This window comes from Altericroceibacterium endophyticum (genome assembly GCF_009827595.1).
Taxonomy (GTDB): domain Bacteria; phylum Pseudomonadota; class Alphaproteobacteria; order Sphingomonadales; family Sphingomonadaceae; genus Altericroceibacterium; species Altericroceibacterium endophyticum.
This window is the reverse complement of sequence record NZ_WTYT01000004.1, coordinates 132,322-158,066: the sequence shown is the minus strand read 5'-3', so window position 1 is coordinate 158,066 and position 25,745 is coordinate 132,322. Positions and strand designations below refer to the sequence as shown.

The 25,745-nt window shown below is 57.9% G+C and carries 21 protein-coding genes and 1 tRNA gene; 10 read left to right on the top strand and 12 right to left on the bottom strand.

All coding sequences use genetic code 11. From position 1 onward, the window contains the following. Window positions 1-40 precede the first annotated feature (40 nt). From GRI91_RS09935 to GRI91_RS09925, 3 genes are all read right to left on the bottom strand, one after another. Complete coding sequence (locus GRI91_RS09935) at window positions 41-646, bottom strand: HdeD family acid-resistance protein (RefSeq protein ID WP_160736523.1); 606 nt, start codon at window positions 644-646, stop codon at window positions 41-43. Window positions 647-842: 196 nt separating this feature from the next. Continuing rightward, a complete protein-coding gene (thpR, locus tag GRI91_RS09930) occupies window positions 843-1,388 on the bottom strand; it encodes an RNA 2',3'-cyclic phosphodiesterase (RefSeq protein WP_160736522.1) in 546 nt (181 codons plus the stop codon). Window positions 1,389-1,393: 5 nt separating this feature from the next. After that, window positions 1,394-1,951, bottom strand: coding sequence for a GXWXG domain-containing protein (locus tag GRI91_RS09925; RefSeq protein WP_160736521.1), 558 nt, complete (start codon window positions 1,949-1,951; stop codon window positions 1,394-1,396). 69 nt (window positions 1,952-2,020) lie between these two features. On the opposite strand from GRI91_RS09925, the gene GRI91_RS09920 reads away from it, so the two are divergent. From GRI91_RS09920 to GRI91_RS09890, 7 genes are all read left to right on the top strand, one after another. Then, complete coding sequence (locus GRI91_RS09920) at window positions 2,021-3,529, top strand: ABC1 kinase family protein (RefSeq protein WP_160736520.1); 1,509 nt, start codon at window positions 2,021-2,023, stop codon at window positions 3,527-3,529. Window positions 3,530-3,686: 157 nt separating this feature from the next. Then, window positions 3,687-4,016 (top strand): Hpt domain-containing protein, encoded by a 330-nt coding sequence (locus GRI91_RS09915; RefSeq protein WP_160736519.1) that lies wholly within the window; start codon window positions 3,687-3,689, stop codon window positions 4,014-4,016. Beyond that, window positions 4,013-5,902, top strand: a complete 1,890-nt coding sequence (locus tag GRI91_RS09910) for a cellulose biosynthesis cyclic di-GMP-binding regulatory protein BcsB (protein ID WP_160736518.1) — start codon at window positions 4,013-4,015, stop codon at window positions 5,900-5,902. The genes GRI91_RS09915 and GRI91_RS09910 overlap by 4 nt, the downstream gene beginning before the upstream one ends. A gap of 9 nt (window positions 5,903-5,911) precedes the next feature. Further along, window positions 5,912-7,801, top strand: coding sequence for a glycosyltransferase (locus GRI91_RS09905; RefSeq protein WP_160736517.1), 1,890 nt, complete (start codon window positions 5,912-5,914; stop codon window positions 7,799-7,801). Further along, a complete protein-coding gene (locus GRI91_RS09900; RefSeq protein WP_160736516.1) occupies window positions 7,798-9,240 on the top strand; it encodes a hypothetical protein in 1,443 nt (480 codons plus the stop codon). Before GRI91_RS09905 ends, GRI91_RS09900 begins: the two co-directional genes overlap by 4 nt. Next, window positions 9,237-10,205 carry a response regulator gene (locus GRI91_RS09895; protein WP_160736515.1) on the top strand — a complete coding sequence of 323 codons (969 nt, stop codon included), beginning with the start codon at window positions 9,237-9,239 and terminating at the stop codon, window positions 10,203-10,205. Before GRI91_RS09900 ends, GRI91_RS09895 begins: the two co-directional genes overlap by 4 nt. Then, window positions 10,202-11,029: a transporter gene (locus GRI91_RS09890; RefSeq protein WP_160736514.1), complete on the top strand. Its 828-nt coding sequence runs from the start codon at window positions 10,202-10,204 to the stop codon at window positions 11,027-11,029. Before GRI91_RS09895 ends, GRI91_RS09890 begins: the two co-directional genes overlap by 4 nt. A gap of 189 nt (window positions 11,030-11,218) precedes the next feature. Here the strand turns inward: GRI91_RS09890 and GRI91_RS09885 are convergent, their stop codons facing one another. From GRI91_RS09885 to GRI91_RS09860, 7 genes are all read right to left on the bottom strand, one after another. After that, window positions 11,219-11,905, bottom strand: a complete 687-nt coding sequence (locus GRI91_RS09885; RefSeq protein ID WP_160736513.1) for an energy transducer TonB family protein — start codon at window positions 11,903-11,905, stop codon at window positions 11,219-11,221. Window positions 11,906-11,948: 43 nt separating this feature from the next. Continuing rightward, entirely contained in the window at window positions 11,949-14,093 is a 2,145-nt protein-coding gene (locus tag GRI91_RS09880; protein ID WP_160736512.1) for a TonB-dependent receptor plug domain-containing protein, read from the bottom strand. Window positions 14,094-14,104: 11 nt separating this feature from the next. Beyond that, a complete protein-coding gene (locus GRI91_RS16120) occupies window positions 14,105-14,353 on the bottom strand; it encodes a hypothetical protein (protein ID WP_237437789.1) in 249 nt (82 codons plus the stop codon). Then, on the bottom strand, window positions 14,353-14,862 hold the full coding sequence (locus tag GRI91_RS09875) for a DUF2244 domain-containing protein (protein ID WP_160736511.1): 510 nt from the start codon (window positions 14,860-14,862) through the stop codon (window positions 14,353-14,355). Before GRI91_RS09875 ends, GRI91_RS16120 begins: the two co-directional genes overlap by 1 nt. Before the next feature lie 68 nt (window positions 14,863-14,930). Further along, window positions 14,931-15,344, bottom strand: coding sequence for a DUF2946 family protein (locus GRI91_RS09870; protein WP_160736510.1), 414 nt, complete (start codon window positions 15,342-15,344; stop codon window positions 14,931-14,933). Between the two features lie 411 nt (window positions 15,345-15,755). Then, window positions 15,756-15,830: transfer RNA gene (locus tag GRI91_RS09865), tRNA-Asn, on the bottom strand. 133 nt (window positions 15,831-15,963) lie between these two features. Next, window positions 15,964-16,770 carry an NAD kinase gene (locus tag GRI91_RS09860; protein WP_237437788.1) on the bottom strand — a complete coding sequence of 269 codons (807 nt, stop codon included), beginning with the start codon at window positions 16,768-16,770 and terminating at the stop codon, window positions 15,964-15,966. Between the two features lie 91 nt (window positions 16,771-16,861). On the opposite strand from GRI91_RS09860, the gene GRI91_RS09855 reads away from it, so the two are divergent. Further along, window positions 16,862-18,187, top strand: coding sequence for a bifunctional diguanylate cyclase/phosphodiesterase (locus tag GRI91_RS09855; RefSeq protein ID WP_160736509.1), 1,326 nt, complete (start codon window positions 16,862-16,864; stop codon window positions 18,185-18,187). 42 nt (window positions 18,188-18,229) lie between these two features. Here the strand turns inward: GRI91_RS09855 and mfd are convergent, their stop codons facing one another. Both mfd and GRI91_RS09845 read right to left on the bottom strand, forming a co-directional pair. After that, window positions 18,230-21,727 carry a transcription-repair coupling factor gene (gene mfd / locus GRI91_RS09850; protein ID WP_160736508.1) on the bottom strand — a complete coding sequence of 1,166 codons (3,498 nt, stop codon included), beginning with the start codon at window positions 21,725-21,727 and terminating at the stop codon, window positions 18,230-18,232. Between the two features lie 80 nt (window positions 21,728-21,807). Next, window positions 21,808-22,077: an FAD assembly factor SdhE gene (locus GRI91_RS09845; protein WP_160736767.1), complete on the bottom strand. Its 270-nt coding sequence runs from the start codon at window positions 22,075-22,077 to the stop codon at window positions 21,808-21,810. Window positions 22,078-22,150: 73 nt separating this feature from the next. On the opposite strand from GRI91_RS09845, the gene recG reads away from it, so the two are divergent. Beyond that, window positions 22,151-24,208 carry an ATP-dependent DNA helicase RecG gene (recG, locus tag GRI91_RS09840; RefSeq protein ID WP_160736507.1) on the top strand — a complete coding sequence of 686 codons (2,058 nt, stop codon included), beginning with the start codon at window positions 22,151-22,153 and terminating at the stop codon, window positions 24,206-24,208. A gap of 101 nt (window positions 24,209-24,309) precedes the next feature. Then, a complete protein-coding gene (locus GRI91_RS09835; RefSeq protein WP_160736506.1) occupies window positions 24,310-25,737 on the top strand; it encodes an aldehyde dehydrogenase family protein in 1,428 nt (475 codons plus the stop codon). Window positions 25,738-25,745: the final 8 nt, after the last annotated feature.

Here is a 25,745-nt window from a genome sequence, read left to right as displayed (position 1 = left end):
TTCAGAGCTGCCCCTTTTTCGTTTCAGCTGCGCGGCTGGCTCAATTTCTGGCGCGGCGCAGACGGAAGGCCAGCACCAGCAGCGCAGTACCGCTGGCAAAGGCATAGAAGGCGATCAGCCAGGCAACCGAAAGGATGGTGACATCCGGGCTGGCAATGGCCAGCCACCAGAGCGCGAGGCCGAACAGCAGGCCAATTGCTCCTGACAGGATCATCAGCCATTCGCCCTCGATCTCATGCCGCAATTTGATACCGGCGATGATTTGAAACGCGCCCGTGACCAGAGCCCAGGCGACAATCAGCATGACGGTGAGCGCCGCATAAGCGTAAGTGGAGGCAAGCGGGAAGATGAGAAAAAGCGTCCCGATGGCGACCCCGGCTATGCCCGAGAGGATCAGCGCCCACCAGCGGCCGCTCTCCGTATGCGGTCGACGCGCACCGGCAACCAGCATCGCGACCCCATCCACAAAGGCGAAGGCCGCGAAAATCAAGGCAAAGACAAATAGCGTGAAACCCGGCGCTGCCAAGGCAGCAATCCCGAGCAGGATACCCAAAGCACCGCGGAGGGCAAACCAACCCCAATTATGCCCGCCGATACCGCGAAGGAATAACAGATCAGGCCGATCCTGATGGTCATTGTCAGTCATGCATTGCCCCCTAAAGTTTCGAAAATCACTCTGATCCGGAAAGCGGTTTCATAGCAGAAAAGTTCCGGGCCGTAATGTCGGGAGCGCAGCCACTGCGTCATGGAATTTTTTGCAGCGATTCCGATCTCTCGCTCTTCCTTTTTTCATACGGCGGTCTGGTGGATCGGGCCGCATAATATGCCAGATCGGGGAGGATTTATCCCCTCAGCGGGAAGTGCCTCAAGGGCTTATAGATCGATCCTTCTGGAGTTAGCCGGCTTTCATAGAGCGTAAACTGAGTGACGCGAAACGGCGCGCTGGAAAGGCCGCCATTGCTGCTGATGAAATGGTCGGTCGGGCCGCTGGATGTGTTGAGGCGGGCAAGCGTGATATGCGGGCGATAGGGCCGTGCTTCCGGCTCCAGACCTGCCGATTGCGCCGACCTTTCCGTGGCCTCCTGCAGCAAAGCGAGGCCGAGCGACGGTCCGATCCCGGCGAACAAGGCGTGGGGGCGGCCACCATGGGTGAATTGGCCCGCACCTTCGAGCCGTAGCGAAAAGGGTTTGGCCTTGATGCCGGCAAGTTGCCGCTCCAGCATCATTCGCGCTTCCAGATCCATGTCGCCCAGAAAGCGTAATGTCAGATGCAGCTGCGCATCATTTTGCCAGCGAGCATTGGTGACGCCCTTCATCCGTCCTGTCAGATTGGCTCTTATCACAGGGGGCGGGGTGATCCCGACAAACAGGCGTTGATTTTCTGTCATGGCAGTCAAATGCGCGTAAGCTGTGTCCTGCGCAAGGTGAAGAAAAAAGGCGGTTGCCCACGCAGGTCCATCAGGCCCATCAGCAGATTTGGTGTGACCTGACGGAAATGATCAATGATGGGGAGCCGGTCGTAAATCATGGCGGTGCTCCCTATTCCCAGCCAATCGACCCGTGCGAGACGCGCGGTCGGCTCCTTGCTATCCAGCAATCGCATCGCTTGCCGGACGGCAGTGCGGGGGAGCGGGTTCTTCCGGAAATCCCATTTTTCGGTGAGGCCCAGCGGTAACCAGCGCGGGTTCACGCGGGTTAGCTTGTGGTCTTCGCCAAACAATAACGGGAAGACGCGCTCTTCACTGAAGAAGGCCTTGCCGAACCAGCCATAGGTTTCCAGCAAACCATCCAGCCGGTGCCCGGTTGGCAGACCGCCCCCACGCCAGATGCCGAACATGTCCGGGATAGCTATCGGGGCAAGGGCGGCAAATCTGGCGTATGCTTCCGCCTGGGTGCTGCCTGCCCTTTCAGCCCGTTCGAGCCATTCCTGGTTCTGCTGCGCCTGCGTCATTGCAATCTCCTCCGGTCATCAGGGAACCGGGCACATGTCCGCTCGGTTCCGTTTGATAAGGAGTTCTGGATGCTCAAAAGCATAATCGTTGCCGCGCGTGATCGTGAAAGACTGGGCGAGATTGCACTGATCGCCACCCGTTTCGGCCTGACCTCACTGCTGGCGCGCTTTGGCATAGCGGATAGCGAAGCGGAGGAACCGGGCAATGATATGCCGCGCCGCGTGCGTCAGGCGCTCGAGGAATTGGGGCCGACCTTCGTCAAGCTGGGGCAGATCCTAGCCACCCGCCGTGATCTGCTCGGCGAAGAATGGACGGCTGAACTGGAAAAGCTGCAAAGCTCCGCGCCGATGCTCCCCTTCGCTGATTTGCGGGGTCAGGTGGAAGAAGCACTGGGCGATGCGCCGGAAAATATCTTTGCGCATTTTGACGAGGCGCCGCTCGCCGCCGCTTCCATCGCGCAGGTGCATCGCGGAACGTTGGAAGATGGCACCGAAGTCGCAATCAAGATCCGCCGGCCCGGCATCCGCCGCAGGATGGAAAGCGATTTGCGGCTGATCCGCCAATTTGCAGCATTGGCCGAAAAAAGCAGCGCGGAGGCGCGCCGCATCAGGCCGCATAAGCTGGTGACACAATTGGCTGAAGACATTCTTGAGGAACTGGATTTTACGCGGGAAGGGCGAAATGCCGATGCTTTGCGCAGCGATCTGGCCGATGAGCAGCGCGTCGTGGTGCCCGCGATCCACTGGGATTATTCAAGCGCCAAACTGCTGGTGATGGATTTTATCGAAGGCGTGCCGCCCCGTGAACCCGCAGAATTGCGCAGTGCCGGTATCGACCCTTCGCGCATTGCAGATCTTGGCGCAGAACTGGTGCTGGAAATGGTACTGGTCAACGGCCGTTTTCATGGTGATCCGCATCCCGGCAATTTGCTATGCCTGCCTGGCGATCGACTGGCATTGCTGGATCTGGGGTCTATGGGCCAGCTTGGGCCGCGGCGACAGCACGAATTTCTTACCTTTCTGCTCTCGCTGCGCAATTCCAACCCGCAAGGTGTGGCCGACATGCTGGGCCTATGGTCGGAGGACAGCCAGGTTTCCCGGGCCGTGCTCCTGAAGGCGTCAGAAAAACTCGTGGCGCGCCATGGTTCCGGTGCGCTGGTTCTAAGCGCGATGATGGAGGACTTCTTCCCTCTGCTACGCAAGGAAGGCCTGACATTACCACCGGATCTGCTGCTGATTTTCAAAGCGATGGTGACGATGGATGGCGTGCTCAGCCGGATCGAGCCGGATTTCGATCTTTCTGCTGCGCTGCAGGGAATGAAGGGCCGTTTGTTGGCAAACAGGCTGGAACGGCTGACCGGGGCGGGCCGGCAGGAGGCATTGCTGCTCGAACTTTCCCGTATAGCCGAAGAATTGCCGCATACGCTGCGCATGGTGTCGCACTGGCTGGAACGGCAAAACGAAGCCCCGCCGCAAACAAGCGTGCTGCACAGCCAGATGGCTGCCTCGATCCGTCAGGCAGGAGCGATGATCGCGATTTCGGTTCTCATTCTATCAGTAGTTCTCGCAGTGAATTGAGCAGGCACATTGTCTGCTCTGATAGATCTGCGCAGGCAAAGGCGCTTCTCCCTAAAATCTCTGCCAAATGGTAATATTGTTAACCGCTTCTTAGGCAAGCCTTGGCAATGTATAAGTGAAACTACTTATACATAATCAGGTTTTGAGGAGCTCAGAGATGGCTGAGGAAATGGTATCACCTGCACTTGCCAGGGTAGCGGCCCGGTTTACCTCTCGCTTTCCCAAGCATCGGGCCATGTTGGAGGAAGTTCGCCGTGACTTGCACGGCAACCTGCCTGATCTGCCGCTCAAAGAAGTCCAGTCGATGTTGCACGATCTGGCCGGCACAGCCGCCCCTTTGGGCTATCCAGAGCTTGGAAATCTGGCGAGTGACGCGGAAGGGAAGGTGAAGACCCTGCGCACCAGCGATGCGGCCATGAGTTCGGCGCTGTTGCAGCAGGTGGATGATAGCCTTCAGCGTGTGACCAAAGAACTCGAGGCATCATGACAGCCGGATGGCTGAGGGCGTCGCTATCATGTGCAGCGCTTGCTTTTGTTGGCCTGCCGCAAACAGCAATCCCGCAGGATGCTCCCCAATCCTCCTTTGTTGACGACAGGACCCTCAGCAGAACGATCACGCTCGACCAACTTGGCTTTGGAAACGGTCTGAAAATGGATGGCTTTTCCGGCGTGCGCGAGCTGTATTTTCCCGTGCCTGAGCCCGATGCGGTGCGTAGCTTGTCACTTCGGCTGCCCTTTGTCGCCGCATCGGCCTTTGACAGTCGGCGCAGTATTCAGATCGACGTGGCGGGGGAGCCGGTCCTGACCCGGTCGCTAAATGGTGATGAAGAGACGGGAATTCTGGAAGTTCCTATTGATCAAAGTGCAATAGTGCAGGGATTTGTCCCGGTTACTATTCGCTATAATGGGGCACTGACAGAAGACCGCTGTATCGATCAGCGGATTGCCGGCGCCTATCTTCAGATCTCACCGACGGCCGGTCTGTCGCTGAATATCGCCAGAAGCGCGGTTCAAACGCTGAGAAACCTTGCCTCGGCTATGCCGATGGCGAGTGACATCATCTTGCCTGCGGACCCGACTGAAGACCAAGCCGCGGCGGCCATTCTGCTCGCCGCAAATAATTCCGATGCCCGCATTTTTGTGGGCTCTGCGCCGCCGCCGCAGGAGCAAGGCTGGCGCCGCAGCGTTTTTCGTCTGACATCGTCTACCGAACCGGGCGTGTCGATCAGCGATAGTGGACCTTGGCCCGAAATTTCGCTGGGAGGGGCATCGCCGCAAGATGCCGCGCGCCTGATCACGAATGAATGGCATACGGTGTTTAATGGACAGGCCAATATAGGCAAATTTCTGCGCCGCACCGAGGGGGGCGACGAAACGCTGACCTTTGCAGATTTGGGCGGTGACGTTTCATCACAGACCTTTTCTGACACGGCCGACTGGCAAATTACTCTGCCGCTTAATCAGGTGCCGGCTGGGCAGACCCCGTCAAAAATTGCGGTGGATATACTCGTCGCTGATGACGGGAGCGACACTGCGCCGGTCATTTCGGTGACGTTGAATGGGCTTTTGCTGGGCAGCGCGGCTGCGCAAACCGACAAACGCATGCGCCTCACCCTCGATATTCCGGATGGTTTGACGACCTCCGCCAACGATCTGAAAGTGTCCGTGATCAGGCAGATCCGTGGTGGTGACTGTGCCTATGCGCCCCAGGGGTACCCTGCGCAATTGCTGCCTTCGAGCCACTTCTCCTTCAAGCCGCAATCCGTTCCTGATGATTTTGCGGAGCTGGCCCCGCTTTTCGCCGGGGGCGTTTCGCTGGTGCTGGATTCTGCGGCCGATATCCCGGCGACGTCCGAGCTGTTGGGGCCGTTGCTGAACGTGAACACACCGCTCGAAGTCAGCTTCGGTAAGGTTCCTGCCACCGGCCCCTATGTTCTGGTTTCGGGCAAGGTGCCCGCCGGGACCAGCCCTGCGCTGCGGTTCGATCGCGGAGAGGTGGAATTTTCATATGGTGAGGATGGACCAAGCCTCATCGCGGGGCCCATCGGCGCTGCGACGGCCATACAATTGCTGAATGATGGGGATCGGTCCGTCTTGTGGATTCGTCCCGGTGCGAACTTTGCTTCGCTGAACATGGATCAGGACGCGGAAACGCTCGGCCTTGGCAATGTTGCTCTTGCTGATGAGCATGAGATAATGATGGCCTATTCCACCACGCGGGACCGGCTGGTGGATATCCGCTATCCTGATCAGGTGCAGATCAGTGAGTTGCTGGAGCGGTATCGTGTCTGGCTTATCGGTCTGGGCTGGCTGATCCTGAGTGCTGGTTTCGTCTATCTTCTGCGCCGCAGCCGCCGCCCGAAAGATGAGTGAGCATCGGGCGTGGCAGAACTTACCGCAGCCGATAGTTGGACCGGGGACTTCCTCGCTGATCAGGGGCTTCTGACAGCAGAACAGCTCAACGAGGCGGAATTGCTGGCGGAGCGTTGGGGGACCAATCTGCCCGATGTCATGCTGGCACGGTCATGGTTCGACGCTGACACCTATTTCCAATTGCTGGCTGACCGTTTTAACCTTGAATATGTGCGTCTGGGTGAGCAGCCTGCTGATCCTGAATTGCTGCAGGAAGCTGAAGTCAGCGCCTATATGGAGCAGCTGACGATCCCATGGCGGCGCGTTAACGGCCGGATGGTGGTTGCCACCGCGCGCCCCGGACCGGAAGCCATCGTCTTTTGCCGGTCCAGATGGGGCGCGGATTTTGACATGGTCATAACCCGCAAAGGGGATATTCAGGCAGCGGTTCAGACCGTGTTCTCAGCCCGATATTCGCACGGCGCGGTGTTTGATCTGGCAGAACGCGACCCGGTCATGTCTGCGCAAACTGTATTCATGCCATGGCAGATCGTCACCGCATGGCTGGTTGTTACTCTGGCCGCGCTGGCCCTTATCGCCGCGCCCGTTCCAACCCTGATATTGCTCAACATCATAATGTCGGTGTTCTATCTCGGTAACTTTGTCTTCAAGGGCGTATTGGTCTGGGCAGGGGGGCTGCAACAGGACAATCGGGCGCGTGAGCTGGACGCTGCGGCGCGGATGCTGCGCGATGAAGATCTGCCCATATACACCGTTCTGGTGCCGATGTTCCGGGAGCCGGACGTGTTGCCAATTCTGGCCAATGCCCTGCGCAGTCTCGATTATCCGACCGCCAAACTCGATATTAAGATCGTTCTGGAAGAGGGGGATCATGAAACCATCGACGCCGCGGTCGCTCTCGGTCTGGAGGAAGTTTTCGAGATTATCCGCGTGCCGCCGTCACAGCCGCAGACGAAACCGAAAGCATGCAATTACGCCTTTCGATTTGCGCGCGGCGACTATCTCGTCATCTTTGATGCGGAGGATAAGCCAGAGCCAGATCAGCTTCGCAAGGTGGTGGCGGCCTTCAACCGGTCAGCGGAAAATGTCGCCTGCGTTCAATGCCGACTGAATTATTACAACCGTGATGAAAACTGGCTCACGCGCCTGTTCACGCTCGATTATTCCCTGTGGTTTGATCTGATGCTGCCGGGGCTGGAACGACTGAAAGTACCGATTCCGCTGGGCGGAACGTCCAACCATTTCCGGATGGACGTTCTGCGTGAGCTGAACGCGTGGGACCCCTTCAATGTGACGGAAGATGCCGATCTGGGCATCCGCATGACGCAAAAGGGGTATGAAGTCCGGCTCGTCGATTCCACGACCTTTGAGGAGGCGAATGTCTCCCAGTCCAACTGGATCCGGCAGCGTTCCCGCTGGATCAAGGGCTATATGCAGACCTTTCTGGTGCATAGTCGCCGACCATTGCACCTCTATCGCACGATCGGCTTTACCGGCGTGCTCGGGTTCGTGTTCTTCATCGGTGGGACGATGATGTCCGGATTGCTTAACCCCATTTTCTGGGGGATTTTCGCGATCTGGTTCGTCAGCCAGACAGGGATCTTCGATTTATTCTTTCCGCCGATTCTGCTCTATATTTCCCTGTTCAACCTGCTCGCCGGCAACGGTATGTTTATCTTCCTGACGATGCTCGCACCGTTTCGCCGCAATTGGTTGCAGCTGACACCCTTCAGCCTGACGGTGATCTGGTACTGGATGCTGATGTCGGTCGCCGCATGGAAGGGCGCCTGGCAGCTGGTCACCCGGCCGTTTTACTGGGAGAAGACCGAGCACGGCCTGTCCAAACATACAGCTGATGAAGTGGCCAAAGCCTCAATAAAACAGGGGGCTGCCATATGAGCGCGCGTTCATTCACAGCCGCTCTTGTCGGCCTTCTTGCTGGCGCTACGGTATTCGCGCTGTTGCTTCATTGGCAGGCGGCCGGCTTTCAATCTCTTGCTGGCCTCCATTTGCTGGGCAATGTCCTGCTGGCACGCGATGGGCAGCTATCGCTTGAGACTCAGCTGACCATGTTTCCGCCGCTGTCCTTCATGATAGTATGGGCTGAAACGGTGGTGTTCCCCGCGCTCAAAGCGCAGGCCGTTCTGTTATCGAGCGCCATGCTTTGCGCGGCTCTCGGCGCGATCATATTCATGCTTATGCGCCGCGCTCATTATTCCATTCGGGGCAGCATTGCGCTCACTCTATTGGTGATGGCAAATCCTCTGGTTCTGCGCGCTGCGGCAGATGGGCCGGGGCTTGTCCTGTTGCTCTTCGGAATGCTGGCGCTGGCTCTGGGCGCGTTTGGATTGCCGCGCCAGCAACGCGTGAATGATCTCATTCTGATTTCCCTGGCGCTGATCCTTGCCTCCTTTGCCCATATTGCCGGCCTGGTCGTGGCGCTGGCTTCGCTACCGTGCCTTGCCCTAATTATACCCAAGCGGCAGCTGGTTGCGTATCCGGGGGCAGCCTTTCTGGTGCTGCTTTTTCCGGTGCTCTTCACGCTGGCCTCGTTCCTTTATGTGAACTGGATTTTTACCGGTGAAGCTCTGCATTTCCTGCCCAATGCCATGTTGCAGCAAGGTTTTGTTGAAGCGTTGACGCCAGAAGGTCTGCTGCTCGCAATTGGCGGCAGTCTTGCGATGAGCCCGCTATGTTTCGCGCTGATCTTCTACGCGCTACCCGGGTCCTCGCTCAGGGAAGCGGCGCTTGCGCTGATTATGATGCTCTGTGCGGCACCTCTTATCGCCTTTGCGCTGAGGCTCGAAATCGCGCCGACATCGCTTGCTGTTATGGCTGTGCCGGTAGCCATTTCCTGCACTGTGTTTTGGCCGAAGGAACAGCTGAATCCGCAAGCGCCCTATCTTCTTTTGACTGTGGCGTTTGCTGCAGGAACTGTTGTCTGTGCGCTGGACCGATCAGACGAAACCACCCGGTGGAGAATAGCCCTTGGCGGAAAAGCAGTGCCCTCTTCGCAACCGGAAATGGAGCAGCTGGCCAGTCATTTGACCGGTAAGAGCATTCTTGTGGATGCAGGCGCGATGCCAGCAATTGTGGGAATAAGGGGAAGTGCCGCGGGCGTTGAAAGCGCAGAATCTCGCGCTTTCAGAATGGCTCAGATCAACCGCCAGATTAACAGCGATATTGTTGTTGTTCGTAATCCCGACAGCGGTAGCGGATCTGATCTGATCGGCCGGACTTTTCCCTCACTTTTTGAGGAAGGTGCTCGGGATTATACTCTCATCTTCGCTGGCACGAAATGGCGCGCCTATGCACGCAGGAATGGAGCCAGCTCATGATCAATCGCACCAGTTCTGCGCGCATCCTGGTGGTCGACGATTCAGAAGATTCCGCAGACATCACGTCAATTTATCTGGAAACGGGCGGTTTCAACCAGATCGAAGTCGTCAATTCCGGTCAGGCAGCGCTGGAAATCGTTGGGGCGAGGGATGATGACGCAGCTCCAACAGATGACGCGCATTTTGACATCATCATCATGGATATCGGTCTTCCGGACATTGATGGGATTGAGGTGTGTGCCCGGATGCGGCTGAATCGTCCCACGCGTCACACGCCTATCCTTATCCTTTCCGCAGCAAAGGAAGTGCAGGCGCTCAATCAGGCATTTATGGCCGGTGCCAGCGATTTTGTCGGCAAGCCGATCAGCTCGATAGATCTGTTGGCACGGGTCAGAACCCTGCTGCGTCTGCGCAGAGAGCAGGCGCGGCGCCAATTGCGAGAAGAGGAACTCACCAAAACCACCCGCAGTGAGGAAAGGCGTCGGTTTGACGCGTCACTGATGGATGACGTCACGATGATTCCCAATGCTCGCTTTCTGGAGCTGGCGGTGCGTCAGTGTGGAGAAAACGGCCTGAGCGCCTCACTGGCGCTGGTCCATATCGCCAATTTCTACGGCTATGTGGAACGCTATGGTGAAAAGGCGGCGAAAGAACTGGTGCTGAGCGTAAGGGATATTTTGGGCAATTCAGCCGCTCCGCTTCGCTCAAGCCTGATCTATTATGGCAATGGCACCTTCATGATTTTTCAGCCTGCTGCGCCGGATGCGGCGGCTTTAACTGAGGTTTGCGCGCAAATTACAGCATCAACGGCGAATATCGAGATGGTGAACGCAAATGGCCCGGCGGGCAAAAAACTATCGCTGATTACGCATGTTGATTGGCGCGATAGTAACGATTTGGATGACATAACCCCTGATCTGCTGGCCAAACTTGATGCTCTGTCGGCAAAGGAGAACCACCTGTGATATCGCCCCAAAAGCTGTTGCGTTCCTCGCCACTGGCATTGATCGGGTGCGCGCTGTGCCTTGCCGGACCCGCTCATGCCCAATCCGAAAGCGCCTTCCCGACGGCGGAAATGAAGGACCGGGATAATCAGATTATCGCGAGCTTTTACTATTCCGATAGCAAGAAGGGTTTCGATGCGGATGGCAACAGCGTCGATATTGCGGATTATCACAAGCGAGAGCTGTATTTGCTGGCAGAAGTGAAGGCGACTGAGGAGCTGACCCTCATCCTTGCCCCCAGCTTCAGGGATGTATCCGCCGACGGTTCGGACAATGACACGACAGGTTTGGGCTATACTGAAGTCGGCGCGCGTTACCGCGTGCTCGATCAGGATGGATGGTCGCTGGCTTTTCAGGGCACGGTACGCATCCCGGGCGAGGAGCGGGACGATTTCGTCGCTCAGCTTGTCAGCACCGCGACCGAATATGACATGCGCTTGAGATTGATTCACGGCTTCGCTGTCGGTGAAGATAGTGGATTTTTTGATGTGCAGGCTGGGTATCGATTGCTGGATGGTGCGCTCGCGAACGAGTTTCATCTGGACCTAACCGCAGGATATCGGCCGGTGCCGGACATCCTGTTGCTGGCGCAAACATTCAGCACGGTCAGTGATGGCAGCAGCGACATCTCTGGCGGCAAATACCGTTATCACAATCTGCAGATCAGCGCTGTAAAGGACCTGTCGGAAAGCGTGTCCTTGCAAGCTGGAGTAACCGGCACGCTGGCAGGGGAAAATGCCTTAAGAGAACGAGGGTTTTTTGGCGGCCTCTGGGTACGTTTCTAGCGCTGGCTGATTGAGAATTACTCCAAAGGAATGTCCGGCTTCTGATCACGCCAAGCCTTGTGCAAATTGTGGTTGTCATTGAAAATCACACGTCAGCCTAAATTGCTGGCTCAGCTCAAGGGACAGTCCGTGCTGAGCATCAAATGCCATACGGAAGTGATGCGGATCTTTTCTGGGTAAGGGAAATGGTCAGTGAAAATGGAGCGGCAACTGAAAAGTCAGTTGCGCGTCGTTGATTTCCTTGTCTGCGGCAGGGAAGGGGGCGGCTTGTCGCACCATTCTGAGGCTCAGCCGATCAAGCCTGATGTTGCCGCTGGATCGGATAATCTCGGAACTCTGCAGGGCCCCATTGCGATCGAGATGGAATTGCACCACCACCTCGCCTTCCTGATTGAGGCCGCGCGGCCGCCGGGCGTGAATCAGGTTGCGCAGGCGCTGAGCGTAGCGGGCCAGAAGATCATCTTCGGCTGATGGTGCGGGCACTTCTGCGGTAATCTGCAGCTGTGTTTCGACGCCTGCAATATTCTCTGGAAGCGCCGATACTGCGCTTTTTCCAGCAGGAATGGGCCAGGACTTTCCGGCAGCGTTTGAACCGGGGGAAACCGGTGGGAGGGGAGCGGCCGGGACAGGTTTTTGCCGGGCTTGTACCTGGTCGGCGTTTTTCGATGCATCAGAGGCGGGCTCTGATGGAGGCGGCTGTGCCGGTGTCGTCGCCGGAGTAGTGAATGTCGCAACCGGTAGCGCTCCACGCGGCGGCGAGGATGCGCGATAGGCAGTAAAGGCCGAAGCGGCCACCGCCAGCAACAGACATTGCATGGCGATGGCCGTGATAAAGGCGAAACCTCTGCCGCCGGAAGGCTGATCAACAAAGCTCATGTGTGGCTTTCGTCATCCCTTTCAGTCGGCGGTGATACGCGCTTCAGAACTTCGTGCTCAATCCCACATTGAACGACCGGCCACGCCCTGGCACGGGTCGCAATACGCCGGTAACGCCATAGTCGCCCTGCGATACGCCGCCAAGCGGCAAGTCATATGCGTTATCGAACAGATTTTCGACATTCAGACTTAAGCGGATGCCTGACAGAGTATAAGCCGCACCAAGATTGACGAGCGCATAGTCCTCTGTTTCCGGCTCGTTTCGGGTGGCGTCGACGCGTGTTTTCTCTGCGGTCCATTCAAGACCGGCGTTGAGTTCCAGAGCGCCGCTGCGATGGGTAACGCCCAGTTTCGCGTTGAAAGGCATCTGATGATACAGCGGCCCGTCATCGGCCAGATTATTCCCTTCCTGCCATGAGGCAGCAAGCGTCATGCGCGTAAGGCTGCCTTGTGTTTGCGCAAGGGTCACTGCGCCCGACAGATCGACACCGTAAAACTCGGCTTCCTGATTGGCGAATTGAAGTTGGACGAAGCCGGAGGGCATGCCCATCATGTTGGTCAGGTCCTGAAGGAACACCGCGTCAATGTAATCGTCAACATGGGTGTAATAGGGGGCGATCCGCAAATTCCAGCCGCCGTCGGTTTGTCCAAGTGCGAGTGCAGCGCTGAAAGTGTCGGCATTTTCGGGATCGAGATCGATGTTGCCGACATAACCATTGCCATCCCCATACCAGCCGATCATGCGGCTCGCCATGGCACCTCGGCCCCAGCTATAGCGTTCATAGAGGTTGGGTGAGCGGACCTTATGCGCATAGCCGAACTCCAATGCAGCATCGTCGGAAAGCGCATAGACGAAGATGGCTGAACCGCTCCAATTATGGTCAGTCTTCTTGTGGTCGGCAGCATTGAAGGCTGCGGCCGCCATCACATCTGCCATCTGCATCATGCCTGTGCCGTAGGGCTGCACATCGCCGGTGTCGGACTCTACGCGATCGTAGCGAATGCCGATGATGGAGGACAGGCTGTCGCTCCAGTGTCGCTCCCATTCGGTGAAGGCTCCGATCCGGTCGCGCGTGCCGCCATTGATGTTCACGAAGGTGCCAGGCCCCATCATCATATTGCCGGGAACCGGAGGCCAGTAATCGTCAAGCCATTGGTGGTGGTATTCGGCGCCAAGTCGAAGCGTGTCATGACCAGAGACAGGCAGCGAGACCTTTGCCGAGCCATCAAAACTGTGCACTTCGGTCAACATCGGCATCGCGCCGGGTTGTTTGTCTTCCAGAAAATCCATTTCGTGATCGGTATCGCGATAGGCGGCTTTCAGCTCCAGATCTCCCCAGTCGAAATACCCATCATAGCTGCCGTTTAGAAACCAGCTCTTGTTGTCGACCATATCCATCGACTGATTGGGGAAGCCTTCATAGGGCGAACGCTGGATACCGCCCTTGATCTGCAGCAGACCGGTGGCGTGTTGCCAGGCGAGGGCAAGCGCGTGATCGGTCTTCTTATACTCTGTGGAACGGACCATGCCGTCATCGCCGCCTCCATCATACTGGTCGGACTGCGTGTAGGACCCGGTATAGGTTGCGCTGATATTGCTGCCTGCGACAGTCATGCTCACGCCGCCGCCGAAACCATCGCCATTGCTGCGGTAGAAGCTTGATGCCCGGCCGGTGACAAGCGTCGTCCCGTCGGTGGAAAAGCGGGGAGGCGCGCTGTTCACTGCGATGACGCCGCCGATATTATCGCCTCCGCTGCTGACTGGTGCGATACCTGTCAGCACGGCGATGGAATCGATCGTCTGCGGATCGACGTAGGATAGCGGCGTGTTCATGTCGTTAGGGCACGAGATGTCGATCGGCACGCCGTCGACGAGGATCGTGATCCGCTGCTCTGTCATTCCGCGAATGGCGGGCATGGAGGAAAACCCGCCGCCGGTATTGGCACTGACCCCGGGAATCTCGGTAAGCAGCGCGCCGGTATCGCTGGTGCTTGATTGAATTTGCCGAAGCTGTTCACGATTGATGCGCGCGCCCGAAATCGGCGTTTGCATGATCTGAGCAGTAAGAGTGTCGGAATCTACATCGATCGGTGCGATCGGTGTCGCATCCTGAGCGAATGCGACAGCGGGAGACAGAGCACAACCGGCCAGGAGAGCCGAGCGAAGAAGAGTGGTCGATTTGAACATGGGGATTCTTTTCAGATTACAGGGTGAGTTGAATGCGGTGATGCCGATGTGCCTTGGCTATGCTCATCGAGGCTGTGACCTGGGTGAGAATGCGTATCAGGCGAATATGCGCAGCCAGGCTTGGCTTGAGTATAATCGGCGCGATTGGTGAGCACTTGCTGCGTGGCGAAAATCGACAAGACCGATATGATCGTCACGCCTGTAGTGAGCCATGCGGCAAGGCGTATCCGGCGCAGAGTCAGGATAGTTTGATCGCGCACTATCGTGTCTCCCGCTTCAGATGTTGTGATATCAGCGAAGCGAGCGAGAGCTTTTCTTCCAATCCCAGGCAGCATGCGATTTCGACCATGTGCCACTGATTTTTCAGAAACAGTCTCAACCGGTCGGACCCGGTGCCTTCCTCGACCAGAAAGGTCGTGGCCAGAGGAAGCCTGACCGTGTTTTTCTGCGCATTGCGGTACAGGATATGGTTTGCTTCTATGGCCAGCCATTCATCAGTGACCTGTGAACGCTTGTGGTATTCGAGCGCACCGACGAGCAAAGCCATGGAAGTCAGGGTGGAAATCGGGACGAGCCATTGGCCCTTAAGTGCCGGCAGGATCGTGAGGGCCATGAAAAGGCCGATCAGCACGGTGAATGTTACACGCGCTTCCTGCGAAAGTGAGGACCGGTTTTCCTGCAATCGAAGCAAAAGCCCGTCCGATTGAAAGGGGGCAATGTCATGCTCCGCCACAGGCCGCCCTGATGGGCGGGTATGGATGGAATACATTGGAAAATCTCCAGCAATCAGTCGCGCATCATTTTGTGCGACCAATGTGATCGAGTGAAATCAGGCGATCACGTTGCCGAAGGTGGGCCGCGAAGCGGCGGAAGGACGTAGTTCAGGCGCTTGAGGCAGGCGGGCGCAACCGGCGTCGTGCCGAGAAGCATGATAAAGGCGATCGCAATTGCCAGCAGAACCGGATCGGCTGCACTCGTTGCGACCTTGGTCAGACTGGTAAAGGCGCAGTGATTGCCCGTTTTATCCTTCTGGACGGGCTCATCCTGTCCGCCATTCGCTTTCGGCAACACGATTTGCTGTGAATGTATGGTGCCGGTGCTTTCCGAACAGATCGATAGCGAAACTACCATGTCGGAATTGCTGGAGATCATGAAGCCGGCAGGAATAACGGCCTTGAAACCGAGCACCACGATCAGGGCCAGCATTGCGATGACGCAATGATCCCGAATCAAGATGCGCAGCTTCCCCATAGCCCGCGCCTGTATACATTAAGGCTGGTGATGTCAGCACGATTAATAGGGTAGATGGAGCAGCGCTAACCTACTTGAAGCATCGAATATTTGTCTTCGATGCAGGATTGATGACATTTATTGTCCAAATACGGGAGTGGCGAAATGGTATCGCAATCAAGACATGACAGCTTTGAACCACCTAATCCACGGCAACACGCAGCGCTTCCGCTAGGCGCTTGATCGTCTCGGTCAAACTCTGCTTGGCGCCGACATCAATCTTAGCGATTTGGACCCGGTTCACGCCCGAGGCGTCGGATGACTGCTGCTGTGTAAAGCAAAGCAAGTCACGTGCATGCAAAGGGCAAAAGCCGAAAAATGGGAGGCTTGCATGGGTTTGGAGCGTGCTTGCGAAGTGTCGCAAGTCTTAAGTGGCTCCCCGAGTTGGATTCGAACCAACGACCAAGTGATTAACAGTCACCTACTCTACCGCTGAGCTATCGGGGAGCAGCCCTTGCGAGCGAGATGTGCCTATATGCGGGACGTTTTGCTTTGACAAGGGGGTGTGTCAGGAATTTTCAAAATTGTTTTCCAGCTTAGGAAAATGGTGCGGTTTCGTCGCAAAAGCGCTGGCGGGAGATCAGGCGACGAACTGTTCGGCTACAATGCGTTCATCCAGACTGTGGCCAGGATCAAACAGCAGCGTAAGTTGCTGGTCACGCGCGATTTCCAGCTTTACCTCGGCAATATCGCGCACTTCTTTCTGATCGGCCACGGCGGCGACCGGGCGTTTTCCCGGGTCGAGCACGCGAAAGATAACCTGACTGTGTTCCGGCAAAATCGCGCCGCGCCAGCGCCGCGGGCGGAACGGGCTGATGGGGGTGAGGGCCAGCATATGCGAATCAAGCGGAAGAATTGGGCCGTTGGCGGATAGATTGTAAGCGGTTGATCCGGCTGGCGTGGCCAGCAGCACACCGTCGCAAGCAAGGCTGTCGATCCGGACTTTACCGTTTACTTCCACTTCCAGTTTTGCGGTCTGGCGGGTCTCACGCAGCAATGAAACCTCGTTAATCGCGCAGTGGACCTGTTCCGACCCGTCCTGCCGTCTGGCGATCATCCGCAAAGGGGCGACACCAATCGGCTTAGCCCGCGCCACGCGCTGGGTCAGAGTATTGCCGGGCTGATGGCGGTTCATCAGGAAGCCGACTGTGCCCAGATTCATCCCATAGGCTGGAATAATCCGGCCATTATCCAGCATTTGATGAAGCACCTGCAACATAAATCCGTCACCGCCGAGCACGATGACAGCATCGGCTTCCTCGAGCGGAACCCAGTCGGCCTTGTCTGCCAAATGGCGAGATGCCTGCTGTGCCCGTTCCGCGGGCGATGCCAGCAATGCCAGCTTTTGATCGTTATGCCCTTGCGTCATTTCCGCCGCCTCTGCCATTATGACTCCGGTCCTATGGAGCGGCGTCCCGTTTTGCAACGGATCTGCGCAAAAGGGTTACTGAAATATTAAAAGGCTCTAGCGCAGGAAAATGGCATCCATACCCGACCACGATGATTGCGCCCCGCGCGACCAGCTCACCAATTTGATCGGCACAGAGCAAGCGCTGGCTCGAATGGGTGCATGGCAAGCGGACACAGGCAGTGCTGCTGGCCGGGCACTCAAGGCCATGCTGATTGGCCTGCGCCGCTTTGATGCCGTCAATCTGGCGTATGGTGAGGCGGCGGGCGATGGCGCTCTGGCGGAAGTGGCCAATCGAATATTGCAATTTGCGGGTGAAGCGCTGGAAGGAAAGTGGCTGGCGGCGCGCGTTTCTGGCGGAACATTCCTGCTGGCAACGACCGATGAATGCAGCTGTGAGCGTTGGCAGTGGTTGGGTGATGAACTGGCGGAAGCCATTACCCGTCCGATTCCGCGTCCGGGGCGCATTGCGTCGGTGCGACTTTGGCCACGTGTGGCGCTGCTTCGGGCCATGGAGGACGAGCGGCCTGCTGCGCTCCTGTCCCGATTGAGCGACACTCTGCAAGAGGCGCAGCTGCAATCCGGTCGCCGCTGCATGTGGGCGGATAATACGATTATAACTGCGGGCAAATCGACTCAGGAACTCGAAGCTGATCTGCTGGGTGCGATTGACCGCAATCAGATCGAGATTTTGTATCAGCCGCAATTTCGCGCTGCAGATGATAAGCTGGCCGGCGCAGAGGCGTTGGCCCGCTGGCATCATCCGGAGCTGGGCAGGATAGGCGCCGGTGCGCTGTTCTCCATCGCAGAAAGAGCCGACTATGTTGGCCCGCTCTCTCGGCATATTGTAGAACGTGCGCTGCAGGGGGCGAAGAGCTGGTCATTGCCGCTACGCCTTTCGCTGAATGTGACTCCGGCTGACCTTTCGACAGGGAGTTTTAAGGAAGATCTGCTGGCAGCGGTCATGACCTCCGGCTTTTCGCCTGAATTGCTGACGCTGGAAATTACCGAGCAGACGCTGGTGGCCGAGCTGGATCACTCCGCGCGGCAGCTGGCAGGTCTGGTGGATCGCGGCATTTGTATTGCGCTGGATGATTTTGGCGCGGGCTTCTGCAATTTCCACTACCTCAAGCGCTTGCCGCTTCATTACCTCAAGCTTGATCGGTCAATGCTGGAAGGCATCACGCAAGACGGGCGCGATCTGGCGGTTTTTCGCGGCATAGTTGCCATGGCCAAGGCTCTCGACCTGCTTGTCATTGCCGAAGGGATCGAGAGCGAAGAGCAACGCGAAACCATTGCCCGTGAAGGTTGCGATTTTTATCAGGGTTTCCTGAAATCGCACCCGCTCGATGCCAAAGGCTTCAAAGAATTCACCGAGGTTAATTGCCCCGGCTGAGTTCAGCCTCGCTGATATGCGGGAGAGTGCGCAGGCGAACGGCTAGCCCGCTTCCGCCTTTGCTTTCGCTTTCCTGGCCTTTTTGACGATCGCACCGAGGCCCTTGGTTAGCTGATACAGGCCATTGAGCCGGCTTTGCGGGTCGCCCCATGCGCGGTTGATCACCAGCTTCATATCTGGCCGCAGTTTGGCGGTGCCCTTTAGCCGATCCACATAGGCGATCAGCCCGGCTGGATCGGGGAAGTCGTCCTGATGGAACGTCACCAGCGTGCCGCGTGCGCCGACATCGATCTTGGCGATATGGGCGGTGATCGCCTGATGCTTGATTTCTATCAGCCTGACCAGATTGGCCGTGGCGTCGGGCAGGGGGCCGAACCGGTCGATCATTTCGGCGGCCATGCTCTCAATTTCGGACTTGCTACCGGCATCATTCAGGCGGCGATAGAGCGCCATGCGCACGGCCAGATCAGGCACGTAGTCTTCCGGAATCATGATCGGCGCATCGACAGTGATCTGAGGTGAGAGGCCGGTTTCATCGCGTTCCAGACCCTGATCACCGGCCTTAACCGCCATGATCGCGTCTTCCAGCATCGATTGATAGAGCTCGAAGCCCACTTCCTTGATATGGCCGGATTGTTCGTCCCCGACCAGATTGCCCGCGCCGCGAATGTCGAGGTCATGGCTGGCGAGCTGGAAACCGGCGCCCAGACTGTCGAGATCGCCAAGCACTTTCAGCCGCTTCTCCGCGACTTCGGAGAGGGCCTGATCCTTGGGCGTCGTCAGATACGCATAAGCGCGCAGTTTCGCGCGGCCCACGCGCCCGCGCAGCTGATAGAGCTGCGCCAGACCGAACCGGTCTGCGCGGTGAATGATGATCGTATTGGCAGAGGGAATATCCAGACCACTCTCAACGATGGTGGTGGATAGCAGCACGTCATATTTCTTTTCGTAGAAGGCGCTCATACGCTCTTCCACTTCGGTCGGTGTCATTTGCCCATGTGCCGTGACGGCTTTGACTTCAGGCACCGTATTTCCGAGCCATTCTTCGAGTTCGGGCATATCGGAAATACGCGGCACGATGATAAAGCTCTGCCCGCCGCGATGATGTTCGCGCAGCAGGGCCTCACGCATCACCATCTCGTCCCATTCCATCACATAGGTCCGCACGGCCAGCCGGTCGACCGGCGGCGTCTGGATGGTGGAAAGGTTGCGCAGTCCCGTCATCGCCATTTGCAGCGTGCGCGGGATGGGGGTGGCGGTGAGGGTGAGCACATGCACATCGGCACGCAACTGCTTCAGCTTTTCCTTATGCGTCACGCCAAAACGCTGTTCCTCGTCCACGATCACCAGACCCAGACGGTTGAATTTGACGCCCTTGGACAGAATCGCATGGGTGCCGACCACGATATCCATCGTGCCATCTTCCAGCGCATCACGCGTTTGCTTCGCTTCCTTGGGCGGAACGAGGCGCGATAGGCGGCCGATATTCAGCGGGAAACCGGCAAAGCGGTCGCAGAAATTCTGGTAGTGCTGCCGCGCGAGCAGGGTGGTGGGGGCGATCATCACCACCTGATACCCGCTCATCGCGGCGGTGAAGGCCGCGCGCAGGGCGACTTCTGTTTTGCCAAAGCCTACATCGCCGCAGATCAGGCGATCCATCGGCTTGCCGTCGCCCAGATCCTCCATCACATCATGGATGGCATTTTCCTGATCTTCCGTTTCGCTCCATGGGAAGCGATCAACGAATTGATTATAGGAGCTTTCATCCGGCTGGATCACGGGGGCATGTTTCAGGGCGCGCTGCGCAGCGGTCTTGAGCAATTCTCCGGCAATAGCCTGAATACGCTCTTTCAGTTTCGCGCGGCGCCGTTGCCAGGCTTCACCGCCCAGCCGGTCCAGCCCGACGCCTTCTTCGCTGGAACCATAGCGGGAGAGGACGTCGATATTTTCGACCGGGATATAAAGCTTATCCCCGCCTGCATATTCCAGCATGACGCAATCATGCTGGCTCTTGCCGACAGAAATCGGTTCAAGACCCAGATATTTGCCGATGCCGTGATCGAGATGAACCACCAGATCGCCGCGGCTCAGTGCCTGCAACTCGGCAAGAAAGGCGTCGGAATCCTTCTTTTTCTTGCGGCGGCGGACCAACCGGTCCCCCAGCAGATCCTGTTCGGTGACGACTTCCAGCTCGTCATTGGCAAAGCCGCTATCAAGCGGCAGGATCATGGCCGCAGCCTTACCCTTTGCCGAGGCACCGAGCGCCTCCTGCCAGCTATCGACCAGCGCCAGCGGCGTGCCTGCTTCTTCCAAAATCGAGACGATGCGGCTGCGCGAACCGTTGGAATAAGCGGCGAAGAGCGGCTTGCGTCCCTGAACGCCGATGCCTTTCAGATATTTTGCTGCCGCTTCATAGATATTGGCGCCCTGAGAGCGCTCCGGCGTGAAATCACGCGACGATTTGAAACCGAAATCGACCACCCGTTCGCTTTCCGGCTCGGCAAAAATGCCGGTACGGTGAACGGGCCATGTCGCGATTTTGGAGGCGAACTCCTTCGGCTCCAGATAAAGTGCGCTGGTTTCCAGCGGGCGATAAGACCCCGCCGCTTGCCCGGCAGTTTCGGCGCGTTGCTGCCTGTAATCCGCAATATCGGCAAACCGTTCTTCACCTGCCTGCATCGCCCCATTGTCGATAATGATCACATCATCGGCGGAGAGATGATCAAACAGGGTGGACAGCTTGTCTTCGAACAGCGGTAGCCAATGCTCCATCCCGGCCAGCCGCCGACCGTCGCTGACCGCCTGATAGAGCGGATCGCCGGTGGCGGTGGCGCCGAATTTTTCGCGGTAGTGGCTACGGAACCGCTTGATCGATTCCTCATCCAGCAGCGCTTCGCTGGCGGGCAGGAGCAAATGGCTGTCGATCGTGGCGGTCGTGCGCTGCGTGCTGGTGTCGAACAGGCGCAGACTTTCAAGCTCATCGCCGAAGAAATCCAGCCGCAGCCCCTGATCGAGACCCGAGGGGTAAATATCGAATATGGAACCGCGAACGGCGAAGTCCCCGGCATCGACCACCGTGTCGACCCGCGTATAGCCTTGACGGCGGAGCAGCGCGATCAGGCTTTCATGCCCGATGATCGTCCCCGGTTTCAGCTCGCGTACGCTTTCCCGAATGCGGAAGGGGGTGAGCACGCGCTGAGTAATCGCATTGACCGTAGTGACCAGCAATTGCGCACTGGTCTTGCCAGCCTGCAACCGGTGCAAGGCGGCCAGGCGGTGGGAGGAGACCGACAAAGCCGGGCTGGCCCGGTCATAGGGCAGGCAATCCCACGCGGGCAGCTCAATCACATCTATCTCAGGCGCGAAATAGGCCGCGGCGTCTGAAATGGCGCGCATGGCCTGTTCGTCCGGCGCGATGAAAACGGCCCGGCCCTTGGCTGCACGCGCCAGATCGGCGAGCACGAGCGGCTGCGCCCCGCGTGCAACGGAGGCGAGAGTGAGTGGCTGACTGGCCTGCAGAATATGGGAGAGATCGGGCATGGGGATTAAAAACCGCGCAGAGCCTGACTGTTCCGGAAAGGGCCGGTCAGAGCAGGCCGTTCAGGGATCGAATGGGGGCGTTATTGTCTGATCTCGATATAATCGAGGCGTTTCAGTGCCTCCATCATCGGGCCATCATAAAGCGGGGGAGAAGGCTGGACGCCCAACGCCCAGGCCATGATGTCGACATCATTTTCATCCAGCAATGTTTCAAACCAGAGGATTTCTTTCTCTGACCATTCAGGATGATAGCGGTCAAAATAACCGCCGATCATGAAATCGGCTTCACGCGTTCCCCGGTGCCAGGCGCGAAAGCGGCAACGGGCGATACGGGTCGCGTAATCGGGCATCTGTGTGCTCTCGGACATGCTGGGCGCGGTAAGCCACTCGCCATTGCGGTGCAAGCGGCTATATGGTGCAGCCATGCGGCCCGAGATCCTGAACCCCCTTTTCGCCGATATGGAAAGCCTCGATGGAGTGGGGCCGAAACTGCGCAAACCCCTGGCAAAGCTGGGGCTGACGCGGCTGCGCGATGTATTGTATCACCTGCCTGACCGTTTCGTGCAGCGCCATGTGGCCGCGACTCTGGATGATGCCACGGTGGGGGAACAGATCATCATCGCCCTGACGCCGACAGAGCATAAGGCCAGCGGCGGGCGCGGGCCTTACCGCGTGATGGCGCAGGACGAGGCGGGTAATATCTGCGCGCTGACCTATTTCGGCCGCGCATCCTATACCGCCAAAAAGCAGCTGCCGGTGGGGGAGAAGCGCTGGGTTGCCGGAAGGCTCGACCAATATGGCCAGATGCTGCAACTCGTGCATCCCGATCACGTGGCGAGCGAGAGCTCGGATGTCATGGGCAAGCGGATGGAGCCGGTCTATCCCCTGGCCGAAGGTCTGACGCAGCCACGTATGGGCGGGCTCGTTGCGCAGGCGAGGGCGGATTTGCCCGAGCTTCCCGAATGGATCGAACCGGGGGTGAAGCAAAAGCACGGCTGGCCCGACTGGAATGAAGCCGTGCTGCGCGCGCATAAGGCAGAAGATGCCGCCGCGCGCGATCGGCTGGCCTATGATGAATTGCTGGCCAACAGTCTGGCCCTGATGCTGGTCCGGGCCGATAATCGTCAGCGTAGAGGGCAGATGCTGCAAGGTGATGGCCATTTGCGTGACAAGCTGCAATTGCCCTTCGCCCTGACCGGCGCGCAGCAGCGTTCAATTGATGAAATCGCGGGCGATCTGGCGCAAGCCTCACCCATGTTGCGCCTGCTGCAGGGGGATGTCGGTTCAGGCAAGACCGTGGTGGCGCTCGAAGCCTTGCTGATCGCGGTGGAAGCTGGCGCGCAGGGCGCGATGCTGGCCCCGACTGAAATTCTGGCGCGGCAGCATTTTGAAACTCTGCGCAAGATGGCGAAGCCAACCGGGGTGGAAATCGCGCTCCTCACCGGGCGGGATAAGGGGCGCCAGCGCGAGAGTATTCTGATGGGGCTGGTCGACGGGTCCATCGATATTGTCGTCGGCACCCATGCGATTTTTCAGGATGCGGTCCAGTATCGTAATCTGGCGCTGGTGGTGATCGATGAACAGCATCGCTTCGGTGTGGGGCAACGGCTGATGCTGACGAAGAAGGGGCGGGTAACGCCGCATTGTCTGGCCACCACCGCCACGCCCATTCCGCGAACGCTGACATTGGCCGAATATGGCGAAATGGACGTTTCGCGCCTCGATGAATTGCCGCCGGGCCGGCAGGCGATTGATACGCGCGTCATATCGACCGAGCGTTTTGCCGATGTTGTGGCGGGGCTAGAACGGCACTTTGCCACGGGTCAGCAGGCCTATTGGGTGTGCCCGATGGTGCATGAAAATGAGAATGCCGATCTGGCCGCGGCGGAGGAGCGCTATAAGGGTCTGAAGGCGCGGCTGGGTGATGATGTCGTGCTGGTGCATGGCCAGATGAAGGGCGACGAAAAAGACGCGGCGATGGCTCGCTTCTCCGCCGGAGAGGCAAAATTGCTGGTCGCCACCACGGTGATTGAGGTTGGGGTCGATGTTCCCAACGCGACGCTGATGGTGATCGAACAGGCGGAGCGTTTCGGACTGGCGCAGCTTCACCAGCTGCGCGGACGCGTCGGACGGGGCAGCGAAAAATCGGTCTGTCTGCTGATGCGCGGAGAGCAAGTGTCTGAAACAGGGCGGCAACGCCTGGCGCTGATGCGTGAAACGCAGGATGGCTTCCGTCTGGCCGAAGAAGATTTGCGGCTGCGCGGTGGTGGCGAGTTGCTGGGCACAAGGCAATCGGGTGATAGCCCGTTCAATGTTGCGGATCTCGAACAAATTCAGCGGCTTCTGCCAGTGGCGCATGATGATGCCAGATTGCTGGTGGAACGTGATGGAGGGCTGGATAGCGATCGCGGCACCGCAGCACGATTGCTGCTCTATTTGTTTGAACGCGATTGGGGCGTTCAGCTCTTGCGCGGTGGATAGAGCTTGATTTAGGACAAAATCAACAAAAGGGTCTGGTGGATTGTTGCCACACACCCATATGGGTCGCGTAACATACAGATTCCAGCAATTGAGGTTGTCACATGAACAAGTATCTCCAGCATTATATTGGTGGCCATTGGGTCGATTCCGAAGGCTCGGAAACGCGCACCGTTATCAATCCTGCAACCGAAGACGCGGTTAGCGAAGTGGTGATGGGGACTGCCGGTGACGTGGACAAGGCAGTTCAGGCGGCAAAGCAGGCTTTCCCGAGTTATTCGCAGAGCACCAAGGAAGAGCGGCTCGCTCTGCTGAAACGCATTCAGGACGAATATGCCAAGCGTGTGCCGGATATCGCTCAGGCGATTACCGAGGAAATGGGCTGCCCGATCAACACGTCCAGCACGGCCCAGTCCGGCGCCGGACTTGGGCATATTGCCTCGACGATCAACGCGCTTGAAAATTTCGAAATGGTGGAATCAACCGGTGACAACCGAGTGATGTTTGAAGCCGCGGGTATCGTGGCGCTCATCACCCCCTGGAATTGGCCGATGAATCAGATCGTGGCGAAGGTTGCCCCCGCAATCGCGGCGGGCAATTGCGTCATCCTGAAGCCCTCCGAACAAACGCCCGGGTCGGCGCAGATCTTTGCTGAAGTGTTGGATGCAGCGGGTGTTCCGGCCGGTGTATTCAATCTGGTGCAGGGCGATGGTCCGGGTGTCGGAACCGCACTGGCGCAGCACCCTGGTATCGACATGATTTCCTTCACCGGTTCGACCCGCGCCGGGATTCAGGTTGCGAAGAATGCTGCCGACACGGTGAAGCGCGTGCATCAGGAATTGGGCGGTAAATCACCCTTCATCGTTTTGCCGGGCACACCGCTGGACAAGGCATTGCCTGCCGGTGCAGGCGGGATGTTGCTCAATTCGGGCCAGAGCTGCGTCGCGCCGACCCGGTTCCTGATCCAGAAGGATCAATATGATGATGCGGTGAAGATGCTGGCCGATATTTTCGGCTCGAAAGCCGTGGCCGATCCGTCGAAGGAAGGCGATCATATCGGGCCGGTGGTGAATAAAGCCCAGTATGACAAGATTCAGAATCTGATCGAAGCGGGCATCAAGGAAGGCGCCACTGTTGCAACGGGCGGCCTGGGCCGTCCTGAAGGTCTGGAGAAGGGCTATTATGTTCAGCCGACCATCCTCGCCAATGTCAGCAATGACATGACCCCGGCGAGGGAGGAAATCTTCGGCCCGGTCCTTGTGGTTATCCCTTATGACGACGTGGATGAGGCGGTCGAGATCGCGAATGACACGCCTTATGGTCTTGGCGCTTACATCGCCGGTGATCCCAGCCTTGCGGTCAAGGTTGCGCCGAGAATTCGCGCGGGTTCGGTGTTCATCAATTCGGGCGGGCTTGATTTCGCCTCGCCCTTTGGTGGTTACAAACAGTCCGGCAATGGCCGCGAATTCGGCAAATTCGGGCTGGAGGAATTCATGGAGAAGAAGGCTCTGATCGGCGATATTCCCGCCTGATCTTGCCT